28 protein-coding genes, 1 tRNA gene and 1 pseudogene are annotated in these 26,033 nt (G+C 73.4%); 15 read left to right on the top strand and 15 right to left on the bottom strand.

All coding sequences use genetic code 11. From position 1 onward, the window contains the following. Positions 1-38: 38 nt before the first annotated feature. From ACGF15_RS10095 to ACGF15_RS10080, 4 genes are all read right to left on the bottom strand, one after another. Positions 39-650 carry a hypothetical protein gene (locus ACGF15_RS10095; RefSeq protein WP_345615474.1) on the bottom strand — a complete coding sequence of 204 codons (612 nt, stop codon included), beginning with the start codon at positions 648-650 and terminating at the stop codon, positions 39-41. A gap of 115 nt (positions 651-765) precedes the next feature. After that, positions 766-2,076 carry a serine-threonine protein kinase gene (locus ACGF15_RS10090; RefSeq protein WP_392797602.1) on the bottom strand — a complete coding sequence of 437 codons (1,311 nt, stop codon included), beginning with the start codon at positions 2,074-2,076 and terminating at the stop codon, positions 766-768. 70 nt (positions 2,077-2,146) lie between these two features. Next, complete coding sequence (locus tag ACGF15_RS10085; RefSeq protein ID WP_392797600.1) at positions 2,147-3,481, bottom strand: erythromycin esterase family protein; 1,335 nt, start codon at positions 3,479-3,481, stop codon at positions 2,147-2,149. A gap of 145 nt (positions 3,482-3,626) precedes the next feature. Beyond that, positions 3,627-4,868: a DUF1343 domain-containing protein gene (locus ACGF15_RS10080; protein WP_362611745.1), complete on the bottom strand. Its 1,242-nt coding sequence runs from the start codon at positions 4,866-4,868 to the stop codon at positions 3,627-3,629. A 218-nt stretch (positions 4,869-5,086) separates the two neighbouring features. On the opposite strand from ACGF15_RS10080, the gene ACGF15_RS10075 reads away from it, so the two are divergent. From ACGF15_RS10075 to ACGF15_RS10065, 3 genes are all read left to right on the top strand, one after another. Beyond that, complete coding sequence (locus ACGF15_RS10075; protein ID WP_362611727.1) at positions 5,087-5,851, top strand: SDR family oxidoreductase; 765 nt, start codon at positions 5,087-5,089, stop codon at positions 5,849-5,851. A 180-nt stretch (positions 5,852-6,031) separates the two neighbouring features. Beyond that, a complete protein-coding gene (locus ACGF15_RS10070) occupies positions 6,032-6,625 on the top strand; it encodes a TetR/AcrR family transcriptional regulator (RefSeq protein ID WP_345615479.1) in 594 nt (197 codons plus the stop codon). 58 nt (positions 6,626-6,683) lie between these two features. Continuing rightward, on the top strand, positions 6,684-6,833 hold the full coding sequence (locus ACGF15_RS10065) for a hypothetical protein (RefSeq protein WP_345615480.1): 150 nt from the start codon (positions 6,684-6,686) through the stop codon (positions 6,831-6,833). Between the two features lie 45 nt (positions 6,834-6,878). On the opposite strand, the gene ACGF15_RS10060 is transcribed toward ACGF15_RS10065, so the two are convergent. The 6 genes from ACGF15_RS10060 to ACGF15_RS10035 form a co-directional block, all read right to left on the bottom strand. Continuing rightward, complete coding sequence (locus ACGF15_RS10060; RefSeq protein WP_392797597.1) at positions 6,879-8,093, bottom strand: acyl-CoA dehydrogenase family protein; 1,215 nt, start codon at positions 8,091-8,093, stop codon at positions 6,879-6,881. A 6-nt stretch (positions 8,094-8,099) separates the two neighbouring features. Further along, positions 8,100-9,119: a phosphotransferase family protein gene (locus tag ACGF15_RS10055; protein WP_362611721.1), complete on the bottom strand. Its 1,020-nt coding sequence runs from the start codon at positions 9,117-9,119 to the stop codon at positions 8,100-8,102. Positions 9,120-9,252: 133 nt separating this feature from the next. Then, positions 9,253-10,167 carry an MBL fold metallo-hydrolase gene (locus ACGF15_RS10050; protein ID WP_345615483.1) on the bottom strand — a complete coding sequence of 305 codons (915 nt, stop codon included), beginning with the start codon at positions 10,165-10,167 and terminating at the stop codon, positions 9,253-9,255. A 626-nt stretch (positions 10,168-10,793) separates the two neighbouring features. Then, the gene (locus ACGF15_RS10045; RefSeq protein WP_392797594.1) at positions 10,794-11,111 is read right to left on the bottom strand and encodes a DUF202 domain-containing protein; all 318 of its coding nucleotides are present in this window, start codon (positions 11,109-11,111) and stop codon (positions 10,794-10,796) included. After that, positions 11,108-11,497, bottom strand: a complete 390-nt coding sequence (locus ACGF15_RS10040; RefSeq protein WP_345615485.1) for a DUF202 domain-containing protein — start codon at positions 11,495-11,497, stop codon at positions 11,108-11,110. Before ACGF15_RS10040 ends, ACGF15_RS10045 begins: the two co-directional genes overlap by 4 nt. 60 nt (positions 11,498-11,557) lie before the next feature. Further along, positions 11,558-12,139 carry an NUDIX domain-containing protein gene (locus tag ACGF15_RS10035; RefSeq protein WP_345615486.1) on the bottom strand — a complete coding sequence of 194 codons (582 nt, stop codon included), beginning with the start codon at positions 12,137-12,139 and terminating at the stop codon, positions 11,558-11,560. A gap of 741 nt (positions 12,140-12,880) precedes the next feature. Here ACGF15_RS10035 and ACGF15_RS10030 point away from each other — a divergent pair. The 3 genes from ACGF15_RS10030 to ACGF15_RS10020 all read left to right on the top strand — a co-directional run bounded on the left by ACGF15_RS10030 (position 12,881) and on the right by ACGF15_RS10020 (position 16,214). After that, positions 12,881-14,332: an amino acid permease gene (locus ACGF15_RS10030; RefSeq protein ID WP_392797592.1), complete on the top strand. Its 1,452-nt coding sequence runs from the start codon at positions 12,881-12,883 to the stop codon at positions 14,330-14,332. A 164-nt stretch (positions 14,333-14,496) separates the two neighbouring features. Then, the gene (locus tag ACGF15_RS10025) at positions 14,497-15,585 is read left to right on the top strand and encodes an S-(hydroxymethyl)mycothiol dehydrogenase (protein WP_392797590.1); all 1,089 of its coding nucleotides are present in this window, start codon (positions 14,497-14,499) and stop codon (positions 15,583-15,585) included. Beyond that, positions 15,585-16,214 (top strand): MBL fold metallo-hydrolase, encoded by a 630-nt coding sequence (locus ACGF15_RS10020; protein ID WP_345615489.1) that lies wholly within the window; start codon positions 15,585-15,587, stop codon positions 16,212-16,214. The genes ACGF15_RS10025 and ACGF15_RS10020 overlap by 1 nt, the downstream gene beginning before the upstream one ends. Here the strand turns inward: ACGF15_RS10020 and ACGF15_RS10015 are convergent. Continuing rightward, a complete protein-coding gene (locus ACGF15_RS10015) occupies positions 16,187-17,131 on the bottom strand; it encodes an RluA family pseudouridine synthase (protein ID WP_392797588.1) in 945 nt (314 codons plus the stop codon). The genes ACGF15_RS10020 and ACGF15_RS10015 overlap by 28 nt on opposite strands. Positions 17,132-17,492: 361 nt before the next feature. Continuing rightward, positions 17,493-17,969 (bottom strand): DUF6924 domain-containing protein, encoded by a 477-nt coding sequence (locus ACGF15_RS10010; RefSeq protein ID WP_392797586.1) that lies wholly within the window; start codon positions 17,967-17,969, stop codon positions 17,493-17,495. A gap of 245 nt (positions 17,970-18,214) precedes the next feature. Here ACGF15_RS10010 and ACGF15_RS10005 point away from each other — a divergent pair. The 5 genes and pseudogenes from ACGF15_RS10005 to ACGF15_RS09985 form a co-directional block, all read left to right on the top strand. Continuing rightward, a pseudogene (locus ACGF15_RS10005) lies at positions 18,215-18,457 on the top strand (hypothetical protein); the annotation flags it as partial. Next, positions 18,447-18,977, top strand: a complete 531-nt coding sequence (locus ACGF15_RS10000; RefSeq protein WP_392797584.1) for a DUF6879 family protein — start codon at positions 18,447-18,449, stop codon at positions 18,975-18,977. The pseudogene ACGF15_RS10005 and the gene ACGF15_RS10000, both read left to right, overlap by 11 nt. A 26-nt stretch (positions 18,978-19,003) precedes the next feature. Beyond that, entirely contained in the window at positions 19,004-19,852 is an 849-nt protein-coding gene (locus ACGF15_RS09995; protein WP_392797582.1) for a helix-turn-helix domain-containing protein, read from the top strand. Between the two features lie 655 nt (positions 19,853-20,507). Further along, positions 20,508-20,948 carry a hypothetical protein gene (locus ACGF15_RS09990; RefSeq protein WP_392797580.1) on the top strand — a complete coding sequence of 147 codons (441 nt, stop codon included), beginning with the start codon at positions 20,508-20,510 and terminating at the stop codon, positions 20,946-20,948. A 73-nt stretch (positions 20,949-21,021) separates the two neighbouring features. Further along, positions 21,022-21,453 carry a hypothetical protein gene (locus tag ACGF15_RS09985; protein WP_392797578.1) on the top strand — a complete coding sequence of 144 codons (432 nt, stop codon included), beginning with the start codon at positions 21,022-21,024 and terminating at the stop codon, positions 21,451-21,453. Here ACGF15_RS09985 and ACGF15_RS09980 read toward each other — a convergent pair. Both ACGF15_RS09980 and ACGF15_RS09975 read right to left on the bottom strand, forming a co-directional pair. After that, the gene (locus ACGF15_RS09980; protein ID WP_392797576.1) at positions 21,441-21,812 is read right to left on the bottom strand and encodes a hypothetical protein; all 372 of its coding nucleotides are present in this window, start codon (positions 21,810-21,812) and stop codon (positions 21,441-21,443) included. The two genes, ACGF15_RS09985 and ACGF15_RS09980, sit on opposite strands and share 13 nt — an antisense overlap. A 270-nt stretch (positions 21,813-22,082) precedes the next feature. Further along, positions 22,083-22,170, bottom strand: a tRNA-Leu gene (locus tag ACGF15_RS09975). A 166-nt stretch (positions 22,171-22,336) separates the two neighbouring features. Between ACGF15_RS09975 and ACGF15_RS09970 the strand changes: the two genes are divergently transcribed. The 3 genes from ACGF15_RS09970 (at position 22,337) to ACGF15_RS09960 (ending at position 24,991) form a co-directional block, all read left to right on the top strand. After that, positions 22,337-23,662, top strand: coding sequence for a M20/M25/M40 family metallo-hydrolase (locus ACGF15_RS09970; RefSeq protein WP_345615493.1), 1,326 nt, complete (start codon positions 22,337-22,339; stop codon positions 23,660-23,662). A gap of 133 nt (positions 23,663-23,795) precedes the next feature. Then, a complete protein-coding gene (locus ACGF15_RS09965) occupies positions 23,796-24,029 on the top strand; it encodes a chaplin (protein WP_256524407.1) in 234 nt (77 codons plus the stop codon). Positions 24,030-24,184: 155 nt separating this feature from the next. Next, on the top strand, positions 24,185-24,991 hold the full coding sequence (locus ACGF15_RS09960) for a chaplin family protein (protein ID WP_362613476.1): 807 nt from the start codon (positions 24,185-24,187) through the stop codon (positions 24,989-24,991). Positions 24,992-25,071: 80 nt separating this feature from the next. Here the strand turns inward: ACGF15_RS09960 and ACGF15_RS09955 are convergent, their stop codons facing one another. Then, positions 25,072-25,260, bottom strand: coding sequence for a DUF5703 family protein (locus ACGF15_RS09955; protein ID WP_345615495.1), 189 nt, complete (start codon positions 25,258-25,260; stop codon positions 25,072-25,074). A gap of 47 nt (positions 25,261-25,307) precedes the next feature. Here ACGF15_RS09955 and ACGF15_RS09950 point away from each other — a divergent pair, with 47 nt between their 5' ends. Further along, positions 25,308-25,964 carry a hypothetical protein gene (locus ACGF15_RS09950; RefSeq protein WP_345615496.1) on the top strand — a complete coding sequence of 219 codons (657 nt, stop codon included), beginning with the start codon at positions 25,308-25,310 and terminating at the stop codon, positions 25,962-25,964. Positions 25,965-26,033: the final 69 nt, after the last annotated feature.

The raw sequence follows: 26,033 nt of genomic DNA, 5'->3' as shown, positions 1-26,033 counted from the left end.
CGCGGACCGGTGCCGGTGCCGGTGCCGCGCTCCCGCCCTCAGGCCACCGGGACCAGCCGGTGCCGGGCCGCACGCCGGGCCGCGGTGACGGCCTCCGGGGTCAGGGCCGGCGGGGGCACCAGGATGCCGCAGTCCCGGCACAGCGGCCCCGACCAGGGAGCCTGCCGCAGGTCCTGCCGCCACACCAGCTGGGAGCCGCGGCAGACCGGGCAGGTCCGGCCCGGCCCCCGCTCCAGGGCGCCGATGAGCCGGCGCAGCACCTCGGCGAGCGGCTGCGGGGGGTGCGCCGCGGGGCTGGGGCAGCGCGCCACGCCATGGCCGCCCCAGGTGCGGCGGTGCCAGTCGTCGACGTGGCCGGGGCGCCGCAGCCCGGCGGACTTCTCCTGCTTCCGGCGGTCCGCGAAGCCCTCCTCGTACGCGAGCCAGACGGCCCGCGCCTCCTCCAGCTCCTCCAGCGCGGCCACCAGCCGCACCGGATCGGGGGAGCGGTCCTCGGGGCCGATGCCGTGCCGGGCGCACAGGTGCGCCCAGGTCGCCCGGTGACCGTAGGGCGCGAAGCGCTCCAGGCACTTGCGCAGCGAGTACCGCCGCAGTGCCAGGTCGCACCGCGGATCACGCACCTGTCTGGCAAGACTCCGGAATCCGGCCATCGTGTCGCCACCTCCGTCGCTCGTGGATCGGCGTTGAAGAATGGACGTAGCAGTGCCCGTTCCGGCTCCGTCCAAAAGGCGGGGGCGGCGTTTCGTCCGGATCCCGTCGGCCCCCTCAGACGCCCACGCGGCCCGCTGCCAGCACCAGCCTGGCCAGTTCCTCGTGGCAGATGTCGCTGTGCGCGCCCGCGGGCGGACCGCCTCGGCGCACCACCCGGGCCGCGTCCACGCTGACACAGCCCCGGCGCGGCAGGCGCCCCCCGAGCGCCTGGTCCAGGGACACCCGCACCGCCCCCGGCACGGCCCGGATCCCGTCGTGGCCCATCGCCCACCACCGCGGGTCCGTGCCCGCCGCGGACGGCGGCTCGCCCGCGAGGCCGGAAGCGAGCGGGTAGAACACGCCGAGGGCGCTGTCGTGGCGTGAGAAGCAGGCCACGACCGGTCCGTCCACCCGCTCCTGGACCGACGCCAGGACTCCGGGGCTGTGCGGGGCGTGCGGCAGTCCGTCGGCGAAGGCGTAGTGCGAGAAGGCGCCCTGGAGCAGGGTCACGGACGCGACGTTCTCCGCGCCCTCCGGCAGCCCCCGCAGCGCGAAGGCCACGAGCCGGGCCCCGTGGCTGTGGCCCACCAGATGCACCCGCACCCCGGGCGCCGACCGGGCCAGCCGCCCCAGCAGCGGCCCGAGCCCCAGCTCCCCGACGGCACCGGCCCGGCGCTTCACGGCGTAGTAGGTGGTCTGCCGCAGCAGTTCCTTGGCGCCCCGCCACACCGGTGCGAGCCCGCCCCGGGCCGTGCGGGGCGCGGTGTCCGGGCGCCCGGGGCCCGCACCGTCGGCCGACTCCTCCAGCGCCGCCGCCAGCCTCTCGCACAGCCCGAGCGGCTCCTCGAAGAACAGGGCGGGCGGGCCCTGCTCCTCGTGCGGGAGGTCCTCGGCGAAGGGCGACTCCAGGCTTCCGGGCGGCGCCGCCGCCAACTGCCGTGCCAGGCGGCCGAACTCGCCGACCGCCGCGCGGCTCTCGGGCCGCTCGTCGAGCAGCGCGGCGAGCCGCCGCACGGTGGCATGGTGCCCCGGGTGCAGCGACGCCAGCACCTCCCGGGTCGAGGGGTCCAGGCCGGGGCCCGCCGGCTGCGCCCCCGGGGCGGGCGGTGCCACGTCGGGTATCGGCTCGTCCCCGAAGCGCATCGCGGGCCAGCGGACCCCGGCGTAGGCCAGCCGGGCCCCCGGCGCCTGCGCGGCCGACTTGGGGAAGGGCGCGAGGAAGGCCGCGGTCAGGGCGCGCGCGACCGCCGGGGAGTTCTGCCAGCCGTGGGCGAGGACCACCAGGTCGGTGGTGTCCTCCGGGACCGGCTCCGGTCCCGGGCCCAGCACGTCGCCGTCCGCGTCGAACACGATCTCCCGGTACGGCTGCACACCCACCCCGGTCATGGCAGACCCTCCCCTCGCCCTGGTCCCAGCATCCTGCGCAAGAGGGGAAACGGCCATACCTCGGAACCGGTCAGAGCCGGTGGGCGGCGCGAACCCGGTGGAGGTGGACCAGCACGTCGTAGGAGTCGAGGAGCCGGAGCGGTTCGGGCTCGGCGGGCCAGGCGTTGCCGATGTCCCGGGCGGGGCGCTCCACCGCCAGCCAGTCGCGGGCCGCCGCGGGCGCGGTGCGCAGGTCCAGCACGTAGTCCCGTGGCGAGACCCGCTCCAGGGTGTGCTCGTGGGAGCCCGGTGCGGGCGGGCCGACGCGGAAGGTCCCCAGCGACTCCCCGGGGTCGGTCAGGTCCAGGGCGTTGAACGAGCCCCGGCCGAAGGTGAACCCGACCGCGACGTAGTCCGCACCGATCGCCTCGCGCAGGTAGGTCCCCTGCACCACGGGGTGATGCGCGGGGTCGCTGGTCTTCAGGCGGATGTGGCCGTTGTGTGCGGAGACCAGGATCCGGTGGCCCGTCTGTCGCTGCCACCACAAGGTGTTCTCGGCCATGATCCGGTCGCGGTACCGCATCGCCTCCCCGACCTGCCCGGGGTCGTCCAGGTCGTATGCGAACTCGGTCGCGTTCTGGACGATGGCCCGTGCATGGTGCAGCACGAAGGCGTGGCGGCGGGCGTCCGCGCCCGTGTGCAGGCGCTCCAGCAGGTCGAGCACCGCACGCACGTCCCGCGCCATGGCCCTGCGTTCGCCGAGCGGGAGGGCCAGCCGGGCTTTGATGGTCTCGTGCACGCCACCGGTCGGCCGGGAGGCGCGGTAGCGGCGCTCGACCTCGGGGAGCAGGCGGGGGTGGTGGCGTGCGACGTGGGCGGTGACCGCGTCGAAGAGCCGTGGCCCCGCGTAGGCCAGGTCGTTGCCCATGAACTGCACCGGCCGTTCCGGATGGCGCAGGTTGTGCCGGCGCATCCAGCGGATCAGGTCGAGGTGCTCGCGGGTGTGCCAGATCAGGTACGACTCCTGGAACTCCTCGCGCATGAGGGTGCGCGGGTCGCCCCGGCCGTGGAGCACGTAGTCGTTGAGGCGCAGGCCCGTGCTCCAGTTCGCCTCCAGCGCGTAGGTGGTGAAGCCGCGGTGCTCGACGAGGTGGCGGAACAGGCGGTGCTTGGCGGTGAAGAACTCGGAGGAGCCGTGGGTCGCCTCCCCGACGCCGACCACGGTGGCCGCGCCCACCGCGCGCTCCAGGTGGCGCAGGTCGGCGAGCGGCCGTGCGGCGCGCGCCATGGCGCGGACGGGATCGGCGTCCCGCTGCTCCGCCCGCGTCTCCGCGGCGAGCGCGATCAGTGCGAGGGCCGAGAGCAGGAGCAGCAGGTGGCGCAGCAGGGGGCGAGCGGTGGTCGGTGGGTGGCGTAACGGGTCCATGACCGCAAGCGTGGCCGCGGGGGCGGGGCGCCGGCGAGCCGGTGCGCCCCCGCGTCCGCGGTGGGGCGGTCCCCGCCCCCGGGGTGGGGACCGCCCGCGGTGCCGCCCGGCGCGGCGGGTGGGGCTTCCCGCGGGTGCGGGTCCCTCAGTAGAGCAGGTGGCGGCGGCGGACCGCCCGGAAGGCGGCCAGGTCGCGGGACCAGGCGCCGACGACCTCGTCGGTGTCCGCGCCCGCGTCGAGGAGGGTGCGGACCGTCGCCGACCCGGTGAGCTTGTCGATCCAGTGGTCCGGCCGCCAGGCGAAGCCGCTCCAGGTCCGCTTGGCGGTGGCCAGCAGCGCGATGCCGGTGCGCACCGGGTCGAAGGGCTCCCGGTCGTGGACGTGGACCTGGACCCCGCCGACGGTGCGTCCCTGGAACTTGGAGAAGGTCGGGGTGAAGTACGCCTCGCGCAGGTGTACTCCGGGAAGCTCCAGCGCGTTCGCGGCGGCGGCCCAGTGCCGGTCGACGCCCTCCGCGCCCAGCAGTTCGAAGGGACGGGTGGTGCCGCGCCCCTCGGAGAGGTTGGTGCCCTCGAAGAGGCAGGTGCCCGCGTACACCAGCGCCGTGTCGGGGGTGGGCATGTTGGGGCTCGGGGGGACCCACGGCAGGCCGGTGCGGTCGAAGAAGTCGGAGCGCCGCCAGCCCCTCATGGCGACCGTCTCCAGCGTGACGGGGGAGGGCAGGAACTCGGCGTTGAACAGCAGCGCGAGTTCGGCGACGGTCATGCCGTGGGCCTGGGCGATCGGCTCCCGCCCGACGAAGCTCGCGAACCGCCTGTCCAGGACCGGGCCGAGGGCGGTCCGGCCGGTGACGGGGTTGGGCCGGTCCAGGACGACGAAGCGCTTCCCGGCCAGGGCGGCGGCCTCCATGCAGTCGTAGAGCGTCCAGATGTAGGTGTAGAAGCGGGCCCCCGCGTCCTGGATGTCGAACAGCACGGTGTCCGCGCCCGAGGCGGTGAAGATCTCCGCGAGGTCCCGGCCGCTCGTGCGGTAGGTGTCGTAGACGGGAAGGCCGGTGGCCGGGTCCTCGTGGCGGCCCTCGGAGCCGCCCGCCTGGGCAGTGCCCCGGAACCCGTGCTCGGGCCCGAACACGGCCACCAGGTTCACCCGTTCGTCGGTGTGCATCACGTCGACGATGTGGCGCACGTCCCGGGTGACGCCGGTCGGGTTGGTGACCACCCCGACCCGTTCCCCGGCGAGCCGCGCGTACCCTTCGGCGGCGAGCCGCTCGAACCCGGTGCGCACGGTCCGCCCGTGCCCGCGGGCCGCGGCGGGGGAGGGGGCGCCGGCCAGCGCGCCGGCCGCGGCGCCGCCCGCGGCCAGCAGGCCCCGTCTGGACAGGCTCAAGGGACTACCTCCGTGGGTGCGGTGTGTCTCCGGGGTGCGCTCTGTCATGGCCACGCAGGCTAGCGCGGCCGGAGCCCGCCGGGAACGACCCCGGGGCGCGCCGCCGGGGCGTGCCGGGCACGGCCGCGCGCGAGGGGCGCGGAGCGTGCTTCCCCCGGTGCATACCGACCGGTTAGTCTGCTCCCGTCGACCGGGACGAGGGGAAGGGCTGGGAAGCGATGGAGACGCTTGAGGGCGCGGGAGTGGTCGTCACCGGCGCGGGCGGCGGGATCGGTGCGGCACTGGCCCGCAGGTTCGCCGCCGAGGGGGCGCGCGTGGCCGTCAACGACCTGGACGCGGCCAGGGCCGAGGCCGTCGCGGCCGAGTGCGGAGGCACCGCCGTCCCCGGCGACGCCTCCGAGGCCGTGGACGCGGCCCGGGACGCCCTCGGCGGCCGCGTCGACGTCTACTGCGCCAACGCCGGACTGGCCTCCGGGGGCGACGCCTTCGCCGAGGAGGACGTGTGGGCCGCCGCCTGGGACGTCAACGTCATGGCGCACGTCCGGGCGAGCCGGGCCCTGCTGCCCGAGTGGCTGGAGCGAGGCAGCGGCCGCTTCGTGTCCACCGTCTCGGCGGCCGGGCTGCTCACCATGATCGGCGCCGCCCCCTACAGCGTGACCAAGCACGGGGCGCTCGCCTACGCCGAATGGCTCCAGCTGACCTACGCCCACCGCGGCCTCAAGGTCCACGCCGTCTGCCCCCAGGGCGTGCGCACCGACATGCTGGCGGCCACCGGCACCGCCGGGGACCTGGTGCTGAAGCCCACCGCCATCGAGCCGGAGGACGTCGCGGACGCCCTCTTCCTGGCCATGGCCGAGGACCGCTTCCTCGTCCTGCCGCATCCCGAGGTGGCGGGCTACTACCGCGCCAGGGCCGCCGACAACGGCCGCTGGCTCGCCGGGATGAACCACCTCCAGCAGAAGTGGGAGCAGGGCGGCGCCTGAGCGCCCGGGGGCCGGCTGCGGCCCCGCGCGCCCCGGGCCGCCGGGGAATGGGAAGATCTGCGGGCGGGAACACGACTCCCGGACGCGGGCCCACCCGGGCGGGCCCGGGGGACGCGCGGCACCCCGCGCGGCGGCACGGACGAGACCGGACGGAACCGGCAGGAAGGGCGGGTGGCGGCGATGGCCAGGACGACGGACGGGGACGGCACCCCCGTACCGCAGAGGCTGCTGGCCACCGCCACCCGCCTGTTCGCCGAGCAGGGCTACGACCGCACCTCCGTCCAGGAGATCGTCGAGGCGGCGGGTGTCACCAAGGGCGCCCTCTACCACTACTTCGGCTCCAAGGAGGACCTTCTGCAGGAGGTCTACTCCCGCGTCCTGCGCGTACAGCAGGAGCGCCTGGACGCCTTCGCGGGAGCCGACGCGCCCGTCGAGGAGCGCCTGCGCGCCGCCGCCGCCGACGTGGTCGTCACCACCATCGACAACCTCGACGACGCGGCCATCTTCTTCCGCTCCATGCACCACCTCAGCCCGGAGAAGCACAAGCAGGTGCGCGCCGAGCGGCGCCGCTACCACGAGCGCTTCCGGGCCCTGGTGGAGGAGGGCCAGCGCACCGGCGTGTTCTCCACCGCCACCCCCGCCGACCTGGTCGTCGACTACCACTTCGGCTCGGTGCACCACCTGTCGACCTGGTACCGCGCGGACGGCCCGCTGAGCAAGCAGCAGGTGGCCGACCACCTCGCCGACCTGCTGCTGCGCGCCCTGCGGCCCTGAGGGCCGCGCGCCGCCCCGGGCGGTGGCGGCCGGCCGGCCGGGGGGTCAGCCTGGAGGTATGAACGAGGGCCTGCCGCGGCTGTGGGCCGCCGCCTACGGCTCGCACACGGGCCGGCCGAGGCGGTGCGCCGCCCGGGCCGCGCTGAGGGTGCTGCGCTTCGTCCGCGCCCTCGCCCTGGCCGACCACACGCCACCGGCCGGCTACTGACGCCCCCGGGCCGGGCGGGCCGGCCCCGGGGCGTCAGGGCGCGGCTCAGCGGTAGCGCTTCAACTCGCGCAGGGCCAGGGAGCGCTGGTGCACCTCGTCCGGGCCGTCCGCGAGCCGCAGCGTGCGCGCCGCCGCCCACAGCTCGGCCAGCGGGAAGTCCTGGCTCACGCCGCCCGCCCCGTGCAGCTGGACCGCCGAGTCCAGGATGTCCACCACCGCGCGCGGCGTCGCGATCTTGATGGCCTGGATCTCGGTGTGCGCCCCCCGGTTGCCCACCGTGTCCATCAGCCAGGCCGTCTTCAGCACCAGCAGCCGCAGCTGCTCCACCGTCACCCGGGCGTCCGCGATCCAGTTGTGCACCACGCCCTGCCGCGCCAGCGGGACGCCGAAGGCCTCGCGGGACACCGCCCGCCGGCACATCAGCTCGATCGCCCGCTCCGCCATGCCGATCAGCCGCATGCAGTGGTGGATGCGCCCGGGGCCCAGCCGCGCCTGGGCGATGGCGAACCCCTCGCCCTCCCCGCCGATCAGGTGCGACGCCGGGACGCGCGCATCGGTGAAGACGATCTCGGCGTGACCGCCGTGGGAGTGGTCCTCGTAGCCGTAGACCCGCATCGCCCGGCGCACCTCCACGCCCGGGGTGTCCCGGGGCACGAGCACCATGGACTGCCGGCGCCGGACGTCCTCGCCCTCGGGGTCCGTCCGGCCCATGACGACGAAGACCTCGCACCGGGGGTTCATCGCCCCGGAGATGTACCACTTGCGCCCGTTGACCACGTAGTCGTCGCCGTCGCGGTCGATCCGGGTGCGGATGTTGGTCGCGTCGGAGGACGCCACCTCGGGCTCGGTCATCGCGAAGGCGGAGCGGATCTCGCCGGCGAGCAGCGGCTCCAGCCACCGCTTGCGCTGCTCCTCGTCGCCGAACTGGGCCAGCAGCTCCATGTTCCCGGTGTCCGGAGCCGCGCAGTTGAGAGCCGTGGGGGCCAGGTGCGGGCTGCGGCCGGTGATCTCGGCCAGCGGCGCGTACTGCAGGTTGGTCAGGCCCGCCCCGTGCTCCGCGTCGGGCAGGAACAGGTTCCACAGCCCCTGCCGGCGCGCCTCGGCCTTGAGCTCCTCCACGATCGGCGGGGTGTCCCAGGGCGAGGCCAGCCGTGACCGCTGCTCCTGCTCGATGGCCTCGGCCGGGTGGACGTGCTCCTCCATGAAGGCCAGCAGGCGGCCCCGGAGCTCCTCGGTGCGGGTGTCGAATGCGAAGTCCATGGGGGCTCAGCCTTCCTGGAGGGTGGACAGTCCGTGGCCGATGAAGACGGGGACGAGGTCGCCGATCCGGTCGAAGCCGGGGCCGACCGTCCGGCCCAGGGTGTGCCGGTAGTGGATGCCCTCCAGGATCACGGCCAGCTTGAACCAGGCGAAGGCGGTGTACCAGGAGATCGCCGAGGTGTCCCGGCCGGAGAGTTCGGCGTAGCGGTCGACGAGTTCCTGCGGTTCGGGGTGGCCCGCGGCCGCTGCCGTGGTGCTCACGGGGGAGTCCGGCAGCTCCAGGCGCCTGCTGTACATCACGAGCAGACCGAGGTCGGTCAGCGGGTCGCCGAGCGTGGACATCTCCCAGTCCAGGACGGCGGTGATCCGGTCGTCCTCGCCGATCAGCACGTTGTCCAGCCGGTAGTCCCCGTGGACGACGGCCGGTGCGGGGGAGCGCGGCAGGCTCCGGCCGAGGGCGGCGTGCAGCTCGTCGATCCCCGCCAGCTCCCGGCCGCGCGAGGCGTCCAGCTGCTTGCCCCAGCGGCGCAGCTGGCGGTCCAGGAAGCCGTCCGGGCGGCCGAAGTCGCCCAGGCCGACGGAGTCCGGTTCGACGGCGTGCAGGTCGACCAGGGTGTCGACGAGCGAGAGCACCGCGCCCCGGGTGCGCCCGGGGCCGAGCGGGGCGAGCTGTTCGGCGGTGCGGTACGGGGTGCCCTCGACGAACTCCATCACGTAGAAGGGCGCCCCCAGCACCGAGTCGTCCTCGCACAGCAGCAGCGGCTCCGGCACGGGCACGGCCGTCGGGGCGAGGGCGCTGATCACGCGGTGCTCGCGCTTCATGTCGTGGGCCGTGGCGAGGACGTGGCCGAGCGGTGGGCGGCGCACCACCCACCGGTCGCTGCCGTCGGTGACCAGGTAGGTGAGGTTGGAGCGCCCGCCCTGGAGGAGTGTCGCGTCGAGCGGGCCGCGCACCGTCCCGGGCCGTGCGCGGTCCAGATGTCCGCGCAGCTTCTCGGGGTCGAGTCCCTGCGGGGCTGGGCTCATGGTGCGCACCTCCGGGGGTGGTTCGGGGGTCGGTCCTGGACGCGGCCCATCATGACCGACCAGTCGGTATGTCGTCCAGTGCGGGGGCGCCCCCGGGCCGCGGCCCCCGCCCGCCCCGGCGCCCGGGCCCGGATCAGGCGTGGCAGGCCACCGGCACGCCCCCGTTCAGCGCCGCCATGTCCCCGAAGACCGCGACCGGGTCGAGCGGGGAGCCCTCCGGCAGGCCGTCCAGCTCCGCGTAGGCGCGGTGCAGGTTGGCCACCAGCCGCTCGCTCTCCCGCAGCGCCGCGAACTCCCCGAGCTCCGCCGCCCGCGCCGTCTCCAGCGGGGTCAGGCCCTTCTCCCGCCCCTCGGCCGCCAGCCGCGCCACGAAGCGCAGGTACGCCTCCGTCACCTCGTAGGCGGACGGGTCGGTCAGCGGCCCGTGGCCGGGGACGACGGTCTCCGCGTCCAGGGAACGCAGCAGCGCCAGGGCGCGCAGCGATCCGCTCAGCGACCCCGTCGCCACGAACGGGGTACCGCCCTGGAAGACGAGATCGCCGGTGAAGACGACGCGCTGCTCCGGGAGGTGGACCACCGTGTCACCCGCCGTGTGCGCCACGCCCCCGGGATGCAGCAGGCGCACCTCCGTCTCCCCGAGGTGCAGGGTCAGCCGGTCGGTGAAGGTGAGCGCCGGGGGCGTGACGGTGATCTCGCCGAAGTCGGTCTCCGGCCACAGCAGGTGCAGCTGGCGGCCCGCCGCGAGCACCTCCCGGCGGCAGGCCTCGTGCCCGACCACCACCGCCTCGGGCAGGAAGACGCCGTTCCCGTAGGTGTGGTCCCCGTGGTGGTGCGTGTTGACCAGCAGCCGGGGCAGCGGCGCGCCGGTCGCCAGCAGGGCCGCCCGCAGCGCCCGCGCCCGGCGCTCGGTGGCCGCGGTGTCCACCAGCAGGGTGGTCCCGCCGTCGCTGACGAACCCCGCGTTGTTGAGGCACCAGCCGCCGTCGGGCTGGAGGCGGGCGTGCACCTGCGGTGCGAGGCGGACGGTCTGCGGATCGGTCGCGGGCACGAGGGCTCCCCCGGGTCGGACCGGCCGGGACCGGTCGGGTCTGGACGCGCACCGAGCCTGCCAGCCGGGGAGGCACGGGGGAACACGACTCCCCGCCGGCCGGACGGAAGGCGGGCGTGCCGCGGGAGTCCGCCCGCCGAGCGGAGGCGAGGGCGTGCGCCGGGCGCGCGGCCCCGCCCGGGCACCGGCCTCCGGTGCCCCGGGGCCCTCGGTGGTCGTCCCGGCGGCGGGCGTGGCGGGGCCCGCCGCGGACGTAGTCCGCATCGTCCCCGTGCACCACGGGCGGGACGGCCGCGGCCGGAGCCGTGCTCGTGGGCGTGTCCGCTGTGCGCGACGTGCTCCCCGGCCCCGCACTCGTCCCGCTGCCCGGCGTGCTCGCGGCCGAGGTGCCCGTCATGGGCGTAGCCGACGTGGTCGCCCCGGCGGACACCGGGGTGTCCGGGGGACGAGGGCGCGGGGTCGGGGGCGGGAGCGCGCGGCGACCACCGTGCCCGGCCGGAGGGCACTTTGCAGCTGAGGCGCCCCGCGGTCCCCGGCGGGCCGCCGGGCGGCTGCGCGGCGCCTCCGGGCGGCCGCCGCGCCGGGGCGGGTGGTCCGGCGGCGGGGCCGACCCGCGTACCGCGCCCTCAGGTCACCACGGTCACGGCGAAGGCGGCGAGCACCAGCGTGCACACCGCCGCGGCGACCGCTCCCGCCGGGGTCAGTACCACGGGGCGGGGCGCGGACATCGCGGTGATCCTGCGGTGGGCCACGGCGAGGAAGCCGATCAGCGCCACCGCCCCCGCGCCGAGGGCCAGGGCGCCCGGTCGCCCGAGCCGCCCCGCGTCGAGGACCTGCCGCATCGCCAGCACGGCCACGACCACCCAGGTCAGGGTGGTGCGGCGCCAGGCCAGCCGGGTCCGCTCCGGCTGGAGCCCCGGGTCCCTGCCGCCGGGCGCCGTCACGCGTCCCCCAGCGCCACGACGACCACCATCACCACCGACACCACGGCCACCATCACGGCCAGCAGCGCCGGGAACCGCGAGCCGGGCAGGTCCTCGCCCCGGCGCATCGCCCGCTCGCAGCGCACCCAGTGGTCGACGGCCCGCACCGCGCAGACCGCTCCGGTGCCGATCAGGGCGAGCGCCAGTCCCGCGCGGACGCCCCAGCGCAGGTCGGGAAGGAACTGGTCGACGGCGAACCCCCCGCCGATCAGCGCGAGCGCGGTGCGGATCCAGGCGAGGAAGGTCCGCTCGTTGGCGAGCGAGAAGCGGTAGTCGGGTGTCTCGCCCTCGTCCCGGACGCGGCCGGGAGAGAACCACAGGCGCAGACTCCGAACCAGATCACTCACGCTGCGCACCCTACCGGTGGCCCTCCGGGAGCCCCCGCCGCCGTGCGGGCGCCGGGCGGCTCACACCTCCGGCAGCGCGCGCACCCGCCGGTAGGCGTCGAGGCCGTCCGGCACCCACGGCCAGGTCTCCAGCCGGGCGGTCAGCTCCTCCTCGGTGAGGAAGGAGTGCCAGGCGACCTCCTCCGCCTGCGGGCGCACCGGCAGGGTGCAGCGGACCTCGTAGACCGCGGACCACCACTCGCCGACGCCCTCGCCGCCGGTGAACAGAAAACGCGTCAGCGGACGGGGGCGGGGCAGTCCGCTCACCCCCAGTTCCTCCTCCGCCTCGCGCAGCGCGGCCTCGTCGTAACCCTCTCCCGTGCCGACGACCCCGCCGACGAACATGTCGTACCGGGAGGGGAAGACCAGCTTGGAGGCCGTGCGCCGGTGGACGAAGATCCGGTCCTGCCCGTCGCGGACGAGCACGAACACGCAGCGGTGGCGCAGCCCCCTGGCGTACACCTCCCCGCGGGGGGCGCTGCCGACGACCCGGTCCTCGGCGTCGACGACGTCCAGCACCTCCTCGGCGGGGTCGTCCGGACGGCCGGGCGGAGCGGCCCGCGGGCCGGACGGCGGGGCGGCGGACGGGCGCTGGTTCTCCATGGCGGCATTCTGGCACCCGGCCCACCCGGCCCACCCGGCCCACCCGGCCCGCCTGGCCCACTCGGGCCACTCGGTCCGCCCGGTCCACCCGGGCCACCCGGCCCGCCCGGCCCACCCGGCCCGCCCGGGCCCGTCACGGCACGAGGGAGGGCAGCGGGACCCTCGCGAGGGCCGACGACGGAGACCGGCGTCTCCATGACGGGCCAGGCCCGGAGCGCTCCCCGGAGCCTCCCCGCCGGGCCGGACGGGGGCTCCGCACGGTGCGCACGGTGCGCGACGCGGTCGCGGAGGTCCTCGCCGGGCGCACCCGCCGCCCGGTGGTGTCCGGGACTCCGGACCCGGCCCCGGCGGCGCCGTCCGCCCCATCGTGCTGCCGCCGTCACCCTGCATGCGCAGCCCGCCGGGGATGTTCGCGAAGGCGATGCCGGGTGGGCGGAGCGGCTCACCCGGCAGAGTGTCGCGGGCGCACTCGGCGAGCCGGACGTGCTGGCTCCCTGGGCCTCCTCGTCTCGGGTTGATCGGCTCGACAGCCTTGGTTCATCACTGTGGAACCTCTGAAATACCTCAGATCGCTATCTGACTGGCCCTCAGCACTGCCAAGATCCCAGGGTTGCCGTTGATCATCCGCCGGAGGCCCACACTCTGGCGCGGCCTGCCCGGTGACCGCCCCACCCCGGTCCGGCAGGCCGTCGACTCTCGGCCGCTGACCGGATTCATCCCCTCACGAAGGCGAACACCCCTATGAGTGACCGCGCCACCGCCGCGGCCGAGACCCCTGCCGGCGCCCCGGGCGCGCCCCACGTCGACGCGGGCGACGCCGGGTACCGCAAGGACCTCAAGTCCCGGCACATCAACATGATCGCCATCGGCGGCGCCATCGGCACCGGCCTCTTCCTCGGGGCCGGAGGCCGGATGGCGAACGCCGGGCCCTCGCTCTTCCTCGCCTACGCCGTCTGCGGCGTTTTCGCCTTCCTCGTCGTCCGCGCGCTCGGCGAACTCGTCCTCTACCGCCCCTCCTCGGGTGCGTTCGTCTCCTACGCCCGGGAGTTCATGGGCGAGAAGGGCGCCTACACCGCCGGCTGGCTGTACTTCCTCAACTGGTCGACCACCGCGGTCGCCGACATCACCGCGGCCGCCACCTACGCCCACTTCTGGTCCATGTTCAGCGACGTCCCCCAGTGGGTGCTCGCCCTGATCGCCCTCGCCGTGGTGCTGGCCGCCAACCTCATCTCGGTGAAGTACTTCGGCGAGATGGAGTTCTGGTTCGCCATCGTCAAGGTCGCGGCCCTCGTCGTGTTCATGCTGATCGGCATCGTCCTGGTCGCCACCTCGCACGACATCGGCGGACACACCCCCGGCCTCGCCACCATCGGCGACAACGGCGGCATCTTCCCCTCCGGCGTCATGCCGATGCTGCTGCTCATCCAGGGCGTCGTCTTCGCCTACGCCTCCGTCGAACTCTGCGGCGTCGCCGCGGGCGAGACCGAGAACCCGGAGAAGATCATGCCGAAGGCGATCAACTCCATCATGTGGCGCGTCGGCCTTTTCTACGTCGGCTCGGTGATCCTGCTCGCGCTGCTGCTGCCCTACACGGCCTACTCGGCCGGCGAGAGCCCCTTCGTCACCGTCTTCGACCGGCTCGGCATCCCCGGCGCGGCCGGGGTGATGAACCTCGTCGTGCTCACCGCCGCCCTCTCCAGCCTCAACTCCGGCCTCTACTCGACCGGCCGCATCCTGCGCTCCATGTCGCTGGCGGGCTCCGCGCCCCGCTTCACCGGCGTCATGAACAGGGGAGGCGTGCCCTACGGCGGCATCCTGCTCACCGCGGGCTTCGGCGTCGCGGGAGTCGTCCTCAACTACGTCATGCCCGGCGAGGCCTTCGAGCTCGTGCTCAACCTCGCCTCCGTCGGCATCATCGGCACCTGGGCCATGATCATGCTGTGCTCCCTGGTCTTCTGGATCCGCTCCCAGGAGGGTGCGCTCACCCGCCCCGGCTACCGACTGCCGGGCGCGCCCTTCACCCAGCTGGCCACCCTGCTGTTCCTGGCCTCCGTCCTGGTCCTGATGTGGCTCGACGGCGGCATCGCCCGCACCACCGTCAACTGCCTCCCGCTGATCGCCGCGGCGCTCGTCGGCGGGTGGTTCCTGGTCCGCGGCCGGGTCCGGGAACTCGCCGCGGGCAGCGGTCGCTGACGCACCGCCACCCGGCCGCCCCGCGTCCAGCCGTCCGCGGCGGGTGCGGGGCGGCCGCCTCGTGCGCGCCCGCGGCGCGGCCCCGGGCGTACGGTCCCCGCGGGACCGGCCGACGGGCCATAGTGGGGGGCGACACCACCGTGAGAGGAAGGGCAGGTCCGAGGATGCCGCAGCAGGTGAACGGCGTGATCGCACCCGGCAGGGACGAGCCGGTCCGGGTGGAGGCGATCATCGTCCCCGACCCCGGCCCCGGAGAGGCGGTGGTGCGGATCCAGGCCTGCGGGGTCTGCCACACCGACCTGCACTACAAGCAGGGCGGCATCAACGACGACTTCCCCTTCCTGCTCGGCCACGAGGCCGCCGGCGTCGTGGAGAGCGTCGGCGACGACGTCACCGACGTCGCCCCCGGGGACTTCGTCGTCCTCAACTGGCGCGCCGTGTGCGGACGCTGTCGCGCCTGCCGCCGCGGCCGCCCCTGGTACTGCTTCGACACCCACAACGCCCGGCAGAAGATGACCCTGGCCGAGACCGGCGCCGAGCTCTCGCCCGCCCTGGGCATCGGGGCCTTCGCAGAGAAGACCCTGGTCGCCGCCGGCCAGTGCACCAAGGTCGACCCGGACGTCTCCCCGGCGGTCGCGGGGCTCCTCGGCTGCGGCGTCATGGCGGGCATCGGCGCCGCCGTCAACACCGGCCGGGTGGGGCGCGGGGACACGGTCGCCGTGATCGGCTGCGGAGGCGTCGGCGACGCCGCCGTGGTGGGCGCCCGCCTCGCCGGAGCGGCCGCGATCATCGCCGTCGACATCGACGACCGCAAGCTGGAGACCGCCAAGGCCATGGGCGCCACCCACACGGTCAACTCGCGCTCCACCGACCCCGTCGAGGCGATCCGCGCCCTCACCGGCGGCTTCGGCGCCGACGTCGTGATCGAGGCCGTCGGCCGCCCCGAGACCTACCGGCAGGCGTTCTACGCCCGCGACCTGGCCGGCACCGTCGTCCTGGTCGGCGTCCCCACCCCCGAGATGACCCTCGAACTCCCCCTGCTGGACGTCTTCGGCCGCGGCGGGGCCCTGAAGTCCTCCTGGTACGGCGACTGCCTGCCCTCACGCGACTTCCCCATGCTGATCGACCTCCACCAGCAGGGCCGTATCGACCTCGGCGCCTTCGTCACCGAGACCATCGGCCTCGGCGACGTGGAGAAGGCCTTCGCCCGGATGCACGAGGGCGACGTCCTGCGCTCGGTGGTGGTGCTCTGATGCCCGCGACCATCGACCACCTGGTCACCTCCGGCACCTTCTCCCTCGACGGCGGCACCTGGGACGTCGACAACAACGTGTGGATCGTCGGCGACGACACCGAGGCCGTCGTCATCGACGCCGCACACGACGCCGGGGCCATCGAGGCGGCGCTCCACGGGCGGCGCCTGCGCGCGATCGTCTGCACCCACGCCCACGACGACCACGTCGGCGCCGCACCGGCACTCGCCGAGGCCACCGGCGCACCGGTCCTGCTCCACCCCGACGACCTGCCCCTGTGGAAGCGGACCCACCCCGAGCGCGCCCCCGACGGCGAACTCGCCGACGGCCAGGTCCTCACCGTCGCCGGCACGGCCCTGACCGTGCTGCACACCCCCGGCCACGCACCCGGGGCCGTCTGCCTGTACGCACCGGAACTCGGCACGGTGTTCACCGGGGACACGCTGTTCCAGGGCGGCCCGGGGGCCACCGGACGGTCCTTCTCCGACTTCCCGACGATCATCGACTCCATCCGCGAGCGGCTGCTCACCCTGCCCCCGGAGACCGTGGTGCGCACCGGGCACGGGGACGCCACCACCATCGGGCGGGAGGCCCCGGGCCTTCAGGAGTGGATCGACCGGGGCCACTGAGCCAGCCGCAGCCGGCTGGTGAACCGGCGCGGCTCACCCGTCACGGGGTCGGTGAACTCCAGCATCCGCGCGAGCAGTTGCAGCGGGCGGCCGAAGTCCTCCGACCCCGCCTCGCGCACCACGGGGTACAGCGGGTCGTCCAGGATCGGCAGGCCCAGCGCGTTCATGTGCACCCGCAGCTGATGGGTCCGGCCGGTACGCGGCAGCAACCGGTACCGGCCGATCCCGTCGCGCACCCCGATCAGCTCCACCCGGCTCTCGCTGTTCGGCTCGCCGGGCTCCTCGCGGGCCGCCAGCACCCCCCGCTCCTTGACGATGCGGCTGCGCACGGTCCTGGGCAGCTCCACGGAGGGGTCGTGGACCGCGAGCGCCTCATACTCCTTGCGCACCGCCCGGTCCCGGAACATCGTCTGGTACGCCCCCCGCTCCTCGGGGCGCACCACGAACAGCACCAGCCCCGCCGTCACCCGGTCCAGCCGGTGGGCGGGCTGGAGCGCGGGCAGCCCCAGGTCCCGCCGGAGGCGGGCCTGCGCCGTCTCGGCGACATGCCCCCCGCGCGGCATCGTGGCCAGGAAGTGCGGCTTGTCGGCCACCACCAGGTGCGCGTCCCGGTGGACGATCCCCACCTCGGCGGGCACCCGGGGCTCGGCGGGCAGCGCGCGGTGGAACCAGATGGACCGCCCCTCGGTATAGGGGTCGTCCGGCCGCACGGGGCCGTCCTCGCCGACGAAGCCGCCGCCGGCCAGCAGGGCGTCGACCCACTCCACCCCGACGGCCCGGCCGTACCGCGCCACCAGGTGGTCGCGCACCGTCGTCCACGCTCCCTCCGGATCCGGCGGCAGCCGCAACCGCACCGGGTCCACGCCCTCGCGCTGGGGGAGGGGGGACACCGGCCGGGAGGAGCGTCTGCGGGGCACGGGTACGACTCTATGCCCGGCCCCGAGGACGACACCGGGGCCGACCCCCGGGGGCCGGTGCGGCGCGCCGGTGCGGGACCCGGCGGACGCCGGCCCCCGAGCGGCTGCGCCCGCTCCGGCCTGCACGGCCCCCACCGACGGCTCCTCCCGCTCCGGCGGGCGGGTCCGTCGACCGTCCGGGAACGGAGCGGCACCACCGCGACCGCGCGGGGTCCGGAGAGGGGCGGGCGTTCCTGCGACGAGGGCATCCGGTGACCGGCGGACCCGGACTCCGCCCGCGGGGTCGGCCGTACCGTGCGGCGCGTGGCCGAGCGGCACCACCGGAAGCGCGGGGCTCCGGCCGCACTTCGGCGAGCCCCGTTCAGAAGGACCGGAAGATCCCTTCGGGATCGTCGTGAGCCCGTGCCGCGTACTCCTCGAAGCCCAGGTTGCCGATGGCCAGGTTCGCGTGGACGTCATGAACCCCTGCGGGGCCGGTGCGGAACGCGCGGCCGAACTCGGTCAGCTGCTCGTAGTCCTCGTCGTCCACGCACTCCTCCCGCGTCAGCGTGGTGACCGCCTGCAGTGCGTGGCCCTCGGCCTGCATCGTCCTACGGTCGGCGAGAAAGACCACCGCCAGGTCGTCGTCGCCGCGGACCGCGGTCAGCACCTCGTCGAGGGTCGCCCCCGCCCAGACCGGATCGTCGACGAAGTGGATGTGCGCCGCGTCCTGCCTGCCACCCCGGGGCTCCGTCAGTGCCGCCGCCACGTCCTGCCACGCAAGGTCGTCGTTGTAGTCGGTCCTGACGACCAGGACAGCGAACTCGTCACGCCTGGTGACGGCGGGCAGCACTCTCATCGGTCCTTCTCCTCGGCGGACACGGACAGGAGGGCGAGAGCGACGGCGATCCGCCCCGTCATCCCCGTTCCCGCGCGTTGCCGGTCATGCGCTGGCCACGTGGCCAACTCTCGGGCCACAGCCTTCCAGGTGGCCGAGAACCGTCCCACAAGGGCCCTGCGAACGATCGTCAGCCTTGACGCTCAGACGCAGCCGGAACGATGCTCGTGCAAGTTGGCGTAAGCCACTCGACACCGGAGGCAGCCATGGCACTACGGTTCATCGGGATTGATCCAGACACGGGGCAGCAGGGTTCCCCCACCGTATGGGTGGACGAGGACAAGGGGGAGCTGGTGCTTCAAGGCTGGAAGCCAGACGAGAAGCTAGAGGCGGAGTGCGCCGCGTTCGAGGTTCCCGGCCATGCGCCGGGCATTCCGCCACACGAAGCAGTGATCCGGATTCCGGCCCGCATGGTGCCGATGCTGAGGAAGGCGTGCGATGTCGCAGAAGGAACCGGGCTTTGGCGAGCTGCTGGCGGCGGCCCGGCACTCGGCGGTGCACCTGGAGATGCGCGACTCGTACGGGGTGGGCGACGAGGCCGAGGACTTCGAGAACTGGCAGCGCACAGGCCAACGCGACGTGGACCCTGCCTCTGCCTACTGGGCGCCCTGGGTTGATCTGATTCGCGGCACCGTGGCCCGGGGAGTCGTCGTCCGCCGGGCCCGTGTGGTGTCGGAGCCGGTCACGGAGTACATCCGGTACGAGCACGCTGGCACCGTGGTGAACCTCCACGCCGGGGAGCAGGTCCGCTGGCTTCCCCGCCGTCAGGCTTCCGACATCGCACTCCCTGGGAACGACTGCTGGGTGTTCGACGAGGAGATCGTGCTCTTCAACCACTTCACAGGGGAGGGGAGCTGGTCCGAGCCCGGTTGGGAGGTACGGTCCGAACCAGCCGTTGCAGCACTGGCCTCCGCAGCGTTCGAGGCAGTGTGGGAGCGCGGTATCCCACACGAGAAGTACTCGGTCTGACCTGACGAATCGCGAAGAGCCAACTCATGTCTGCATCCCCCTCGTCCAGTGCCCAGGCTGCCCGTGAAGCCATCGCCACCCGTCTCGGGGGCCTGCGCAGAGAGGCGGAGCTGACCGGGCATGAGCTGGCCCTTCGCTGTGGCTGGAGTCCGGCCAAGTCGTCACGCATCGAGCGGGCCAAGACACCCGCGTCTGACGCCGACATCCGCGCCTGGTGCAAGGCATGCGGAGCCGAGGGCCAGGCAGAGGACCTGATCGCGGCGAATCGGCAAGCCGATCAGATGTACGTGCACTGGCAGAAGCTCCACCGGCACGGCATGCGCCGGGCACAGGAGGAAGTCGTTCCCCTGTATGAGCAAACGCGCCAGTTCCGTGTGTACTGCTCGAACGTGGTCCCTGGGATGCTTCAAACCGAGGCATACGCCGCCGCCCTGCTCTCGACCATCGCGGCCTTCCAAGGAACCCCGGACGACTCAAAAACGGCCGCCGCCTCCCGGATCGAGCGCTCACGCGTTCTCCATGAGGGTGACCACCGGTTCGCTGTGCTCCTGGAAGAAACGGTGCTCCGCTACCGGATCGGCGACGAGGCCACCATGGCCGGCCAGCTCGGGTATCTCCTGGCACTCATGGCCTTGCCGAACGTGAGCCTTGGAGTCATCCCGTTCACGACTCAGCGCCGTGTCTGGCCCCTGGAAGCCTTCTACCTGTTCGACAGCCGCCAAGCGAGCGTCGAGCTGCTCACGGCCGCCGTGAACGTGACTGCCCCCAGCGAGGTTGCCACCTATGCGAAGGCGTTCTCACAGCTGTCCAAGATCGCGGTCCACGGTGCTGCCGCTCGGGCTCTGATCTCAGAGGCGATTACGTCTCTCGGGTAGTCCCCGTGCAAGCTCGTGCAAGAGCGTAGCTGCGTGGATTCGCCACTCCCTAGGGTCGTTCCATCGACTTCGGAAGCGATCAGGAGGGGCGCGGCGCGATGAAGACGGAACCCACTCAGAGACAGGAAGACCCCGGGAATCGCCCCCTTGCGCCCCCGCCCCCGGCCGGTTCCGGGTTGCCCGGAGTGCGCGTGGTTGGCACAGCTCCGTAAGGCCGCAGAGCTGGAGAGCGACCAGGCGACTTCTACGGACTGCGACATCCTCATGCGGATGCACGGCACGGGCCACTGATGGACACGCAGACGTGCGGGACTCCTGGGGCCGTGCCGAAAACGCTTCGGAGTCCGTACGCGCGGCCTTGGCCGCCCTCGGCGTTTCTGAGGCCGTGCAGAACAGCCTTCGGCCCACGGTGGCCCACAACGGACGGGCCTACGTGGACTTCGGAATGATCCCGGCCGATGTGGTTGAGCAGATCGCCGAAGCTCTTCGACTGCCCGCAACTCCCCTCTGACCCCCGCCCCTTGCGGGAGCGGGACCTCGGCCGGCACACGCACCGAGAGGAAGTGCAGGACCGACCCCGGAGACAAGTCCGGAGATACCGGCGGGGACCGGTTCCCGCCTCCGCCCATTGTCTGACCCGAGAGGAGTACCACCTATGACGACGATGCTGGAATCTCCCGTCGCCTTACGGCGCGGGCGGGACCTCGTGAGTCCCGAGCTGTTCGAGAAGGTTTCGGAGTTCTGCGCGGAGGAGTACGGACACGAGCTGTCCACTGCCCGCAGGATCGTGGACCAGGCCCTTGCCTTTCTCAAGGTCATGGGCGACACCCGCGCGTTCGACATGACCCCGTCCGACGCCGTGGACCCCGGATGGCACTCGTTCGTGCTCCACACCCAGGCATACGCCGCCTGGTGCGACGAGCAGTTCGGGTTCTTCCTCGGACACGAGCCCAAGGCCACCGTCCGCACCCGGCCGCTGATCGGTTCCGTGGTGGACCGCGTCAGGGCCGCCGGGTTCCACATCGATGACCGGCTGTGGGGTGCGGCGAAGGACTGCAACCCGCCCGCGTGCTGCGGTGACGGCGACGGCTGCTGATCCACTCTCACTGAACGGAAGCGGTCCGGGCGTGGCTAAGGCGCCCGGACCGCCACAGCCAAGGGTTCCAAAGATGAGCAGCAAGGACGAGGGCCTGACCCAACGGAGTCGGGTCACGGTGTTCGCGATGTTCGGCACGGTCTTCGGCTACGCCACCCACCATCTTGACGAACGCCGGATCGGGGACGTGGCCGTGATCGGCCCCCTGACCCCCGGTGTCGAGTGGCCACGGCTGTGGCAGATGGCCCGTTCCTGTGGCAGGTCCGCAACCAAGGAAACCGAACTCGCACAGTGGATTCTGATCCAGGCGACCCGGGCGTTCGTCTGCGGAAGCGACCGCATCGCGCAGTTCCCTGACCAGGGCTGGAAGCTGAAGCCCGGTGGGAAGCGCGTCAGCTTCGAAGCCACCTACGCCAACCGAGATCATCTGTGGACCGGCAGCCTGACCGTGGACGGTCTCAGCCCGGATCAGGTAGCTGAGCGCCCTTCGCTCTACCGAGCGTAGGGCAGGATGCGGTTGTGCGAGCCTCCCGCCGCTTCGGACTCCCCTGCGTACTCGGCCCAGTCGCTCGGCGTGATGTGCGAATGGAGCACCATGGCGGGGCCCTGAACCTCTTGGGCTTCTTCCTTCGCCGTGTTGCGGAGCGTCGCCCCGTCCCACGCAGCCCGGAGCTTGGTGGTGAACGACGGGTCGCGTGTGACCCGCTTCAAGACCTCCGTCCGTTCCTCCTCGACCACCAGGGCCCGGACGTCGCGCCCGTGCTCCGTCTCGGCCGTCGCCTCCTGCTGTTCCCACAGGTGATTGACCAGGCTGGCGCCGGAGGTGATTCCGGATGTGGTGTGCGCAGCGAGGAACCGCCCCAAGGAAGGGTCCAGGACGTGAAGCGCTGCCCGTAGCGCGGTCCCTTTCCCGCGCAGGTCTCCGCGAACGTCCGGCGCCACTCGCCGGGCTGCACCATGGCCCGGTACGGCCACTCACGTAAGGACGGAGCGCGGAAGCCCGCCGCCTCCGGTGCGGGCCGACTCGGCCTGTCATCCCTGGTCTGACCTGGGGATTCGCTGGGCTGTTGGTCACGTGGTCGGTCCCGCCACTGCCCAGAAACGCAAAAAACCCCAGATCACTGGGGTCTCTGCTGGTGTCCGAGGGGGGACTTGAACCCCCACGCCCGATAAAGGGCACTAGCACCTCAAGCTAGCGCGTCTGCCATTCCGCCACCCGGACCAGGTGTCTGCCGTGCGGCACCTGGCCGCTCCGACGTGGAAAACCATAGCAAACATTCCGCGCCCCCGATCACACCCCCGGACTCCCGGGGGAGCCCCTTGGGCCCGGTGCCCGGGAGCGGGAGGATGGGGAGCGGACCACCAGCAGCGACAGTGGGAGGAACAGCGTGAGCGAGTCCAGCACGGATCGGGCGGTCTCGGGGGAGGACGAGGTCGTCGACCTCTGCCGCGAGCTGATCAGGATCGACACCAGCAACTACGGCGACCACTCCGGTCCCGGTGAGCGCGCCGCCGCGGAGTACGTGGCGGAGAAGCTCGCCGAGGTCGGCCTCGAACCGCAGATCCTCGAGTCGCACCCGGGCCGGGCCTCCACGGTCGCCCGTATCGAGGGCGAGGACCCCTCCCGGCCCGCGCTGCTCATCCACGGCCACACCGACGTCGTCCCCGCCAACGCCGAGGACTGGACGCACCACCCGTTCTCGGGCGAGATCGCCGACGGCTGCGTCTGGGGCCGCGGCGCGGTGGACATGAAGGACATGGACGCCATGACCCTGGCCGTGGTGCGGGACCGCCTGCGCAGCGGCCGCAAGCCGCCCCGGGACATCGTGCTCGCCTTCCTCGCCGACGAGGAGGCCGGCGGAACCTACGGGGCCCGGTACCTGGTGGACAAGCACCCGGGCCTGTTCGAGGGGGTCACCGAGGCCATCGGCGAGGTGGGCGGCTTCTCGTTCACCGTCAACGAGAACCTGCGGCTCTACCTGGTCGAGACCGCCCAGAAGGGCATGCACTGGATGCGCCTCACCGTCGAGGGCACCGCCGGCCACGGCTCCATGACCAACGACGACAACGCCATCACCGAACTCTGCGAGGCCGTGGGCCGCCTGGGGCGCCACACGTGGCCGATCAGGGTCACCAAGACCGTCCGCTCCTTCCTGGACGAGCTGTCCGACGCCCTCGGCACCCCCCTCGACCCGGAGGACATGGACGCCACCCTCGCCAAGCTGGGCGGCATCGCCAAGATGGTCGGCGCCACGCTGCGCAACTCCGCCGCGCCGACGATGCTCGGCGCCGGGTACAAGGTCAACGTCATCCCCGGGCAGGCCACCGCCCATGTCGACGGCCGGTTCCTGCCCGGCTACGAGGAGGAGTTCCTCGCCGACCTCGACCGGCTGCTCGGACCCCGGGTGCGCCGCGAGGACGTGCACGCCGACAAGGCGCTGGAGACGAGCTTCGACGGCGACCTGGTGGACGCCATGCAGACCGCGCTGCGGGCCGAGGACCCGATCGCCCGCGCCGTGCCGTACATGCTCTCCGGCGGCACGGACGCCAAGTCCTTCGACGACCTGGGCATCCGCTGCTTCGGCTTCGCCCCGCTGAAGCTCCCGCCCGAGCTGGACTTCGCCGGAATGTTCCACGGCGTGGACGAGCGCGTCCCCGTGGACGGCCTGACCTTCGGCGTGCGCGTCCTGGACCGCTTCATCGACCAGTGCTGAGCGCGGTTCGGCCATCTGTTCATCACCCACCGGAAAGAGTGAAAGGAGGTTTCGGCTCGTAGCTCCCCTCCGGCCTCCTCGTTACAGGTGGTGCGGTCCGAGGTTGGGGCCGTTTTGCCAACAAGGAGGAATAATGATCAAGAAGGTCGTCGCTGCTGCGGCTGCCACCGGTGGTCTGGTGCTCGCTGGTGCGGGTGTGGCCATGGCCGACTCGGGTGCCCACGGTGCCGCCGTCGGTTCCCCCGGCGTGCTCTCCGGCAACGCCATCCAGGCGCCGATCCACGTTCCGGTGAACGTGTGCGGCAACACGGTCAACGTGATCGGCCTGCTGAACCCCGCCTTCGGCAACACCTGCGTCAACGCCTGACGTCCGTCAGACGTTCCGGCCCGGCCTCCGAAGGTGCCCGGGTCCGGTCCGCGGGCGGCTCCGGAGTGCGTGCCATGCACCCCGGGGCCGCCCGCTTGTTCCTCCCCGGACAGGGACCGGGGGATTCCTGACAGTCGGAAGGCAGGGCATCAGACATGCGACAGGTCACGCGCAAGGGCCTGATCACCGTGGCGGCCGCGGGCGGTGTGCTCGCGCTCGGCGGGGGGTACGCGCAGGCGGACTCGAGCGCGACGGGCGGGGCGTCGAACTCGCCGGGCGTGCTGTCCGGCAACTCGGTACAGGCTCCGGTCCACGTGCCGGTGAACGCCTGCGGCAACACGGTCAGCGTCGTGGGGCTCCTCAACCCCGCCATGGGCAACTCGTGCGCCAACGTCTCGCGGGGCGGCTCCGGGGCGGGCGGCCACGGAGGCGGCGCGCACGCGGAGGGCTCCACCAGCAACTCGCCGGGCGTGGGCTCGGGCAACAACGTCCAGGCACCGGTGGACGTCCCCGTGAACGCCTGCGGGAACAGCATCACGATCGGCGGCCTGCTGAACCCGGCGTTCGGCAACGACTGCGCCAACGCTCCCGGGGGGACCACTCCGGGGAACCCCGGTGAGCCGGGCAACCCGGGCACTCCCGGCAACCCCGGTGAGCCGGGTACTCCGGGGAACCCCGGCGAGCCGGGCAACCCGGGCACTCCCGGCAACCCCGGTCAGCCGGGTACTCCCGGCAACCCGGGCGGGCCCGGTACCCCGGGCAACCCGGGGACGCCCGAGACCCCCGTCACACCGGAGGCGCCGGGCGGCCCGAACACCCCGGGCGCGCAGACCGTCACGCCGCACGGGGACGAGCAGCTCGCCTCCACCGGCATGGACACCCTGGGGGTCGCCGCCCCCGTCGGTGCGGGCCTGCTGCTGGCCGGTGCGATCCTGTACCGCCGCGCCCGCTCCGCCGCGTAGCCCCACCGCGCCGGACACGGCAAGGAGCGGGTCCCCGCAGGTGGGGGCCCGCTCCGGCCCGGCTCCGGGGCCGGGCGGGATCACCAGGTGCCGCGCACCTGGCGGATGATGCGACGCCGCAGCCGCACACGGCGGCCGCCGTTGCGCAGCAGCGTCAGTCTGTCCAACTCCCAGTGTCCGTATTCCGCGTGGTCGGTCAGCAGCCGCGTCGCCTCCTTGCGGGACACCCCGCGCGGGACGTACACGTCGGTAAATTCGTATTCCGGCATCGCATCTATTGTGCGGGCAGCGGCCCGGTACGGATAGCGTGCGCACTATGTCTGATGCTGCGCAGCCCACCGCTGCCGAGGTACGCGCCGCCGCCGAGGCGGTCAAAGCCGCACTGGACCGCCACCTGGAGGCGGTCGAGAACCGCACGGGTGACGACGACCCGGCCGTCTACGACGCGTTCAACGCGCTCGCCACGGCGGCAGAGGCGTACGACGAGAGGCTCTACGACCGCTACGACGAGGTGACCCCCTTCGAGATCCCCGGCGCGGACGACTCCCTGCCGCCCTACGGGGGGCCGGAGGAGCCGAACGCGCTCAGCGTCCTCATCCGCCGCGACTACGCGGTGGTCGAGTCCAAGAGGCTGCTGGCGCAGGCACAGCGCATCGCCGACCTGGACCCCGACGCCCAGGACCGCCCCGGTCGTGCGCCGGTCGTCGGTGCCAGCGTCCATGCGGCGCTGGGGGTGCTCTTCGGGGAGTTCGAGCCGGACGAGATCGCCTCCCGCCACCGGGAGTTCGGCCTGGAGGAGGGCGACTCGACGCTCTGGGTCTGCGCGGCGGACGACCTCCCCGAGCCGGGGGAGTGGCTGAGCACCCCCTTCGACCAGGCCGATCCCGAACGGGTGGTGTGCCGCTTCGACGTGAGCGCGGTGTTCGACGAGGAGGAGGCGGCCGGCTACGAGGACGACGGCGAGGCCGGCTGAACCCCTCGCGCCCCCCGCCCCCGGCCCCGGCAGTGCCCCGCACCCGCCCGGCGCCGGGGGCGGGTGTCC

The organism is Streptomyces sp. NPDC048001 (assembly GCF_043203115.1).
Lineage (GTDB): Bacteria > Actinomycetota > Actinomycetes > Streptomycetales > Streptomycetaceae > Streptomyces > Streptomyces sanyensis.
Note: the sequence above shows the minus strand (reverse complement) of the source record. Positions and strands in the feature narration are given on the sequence as shown.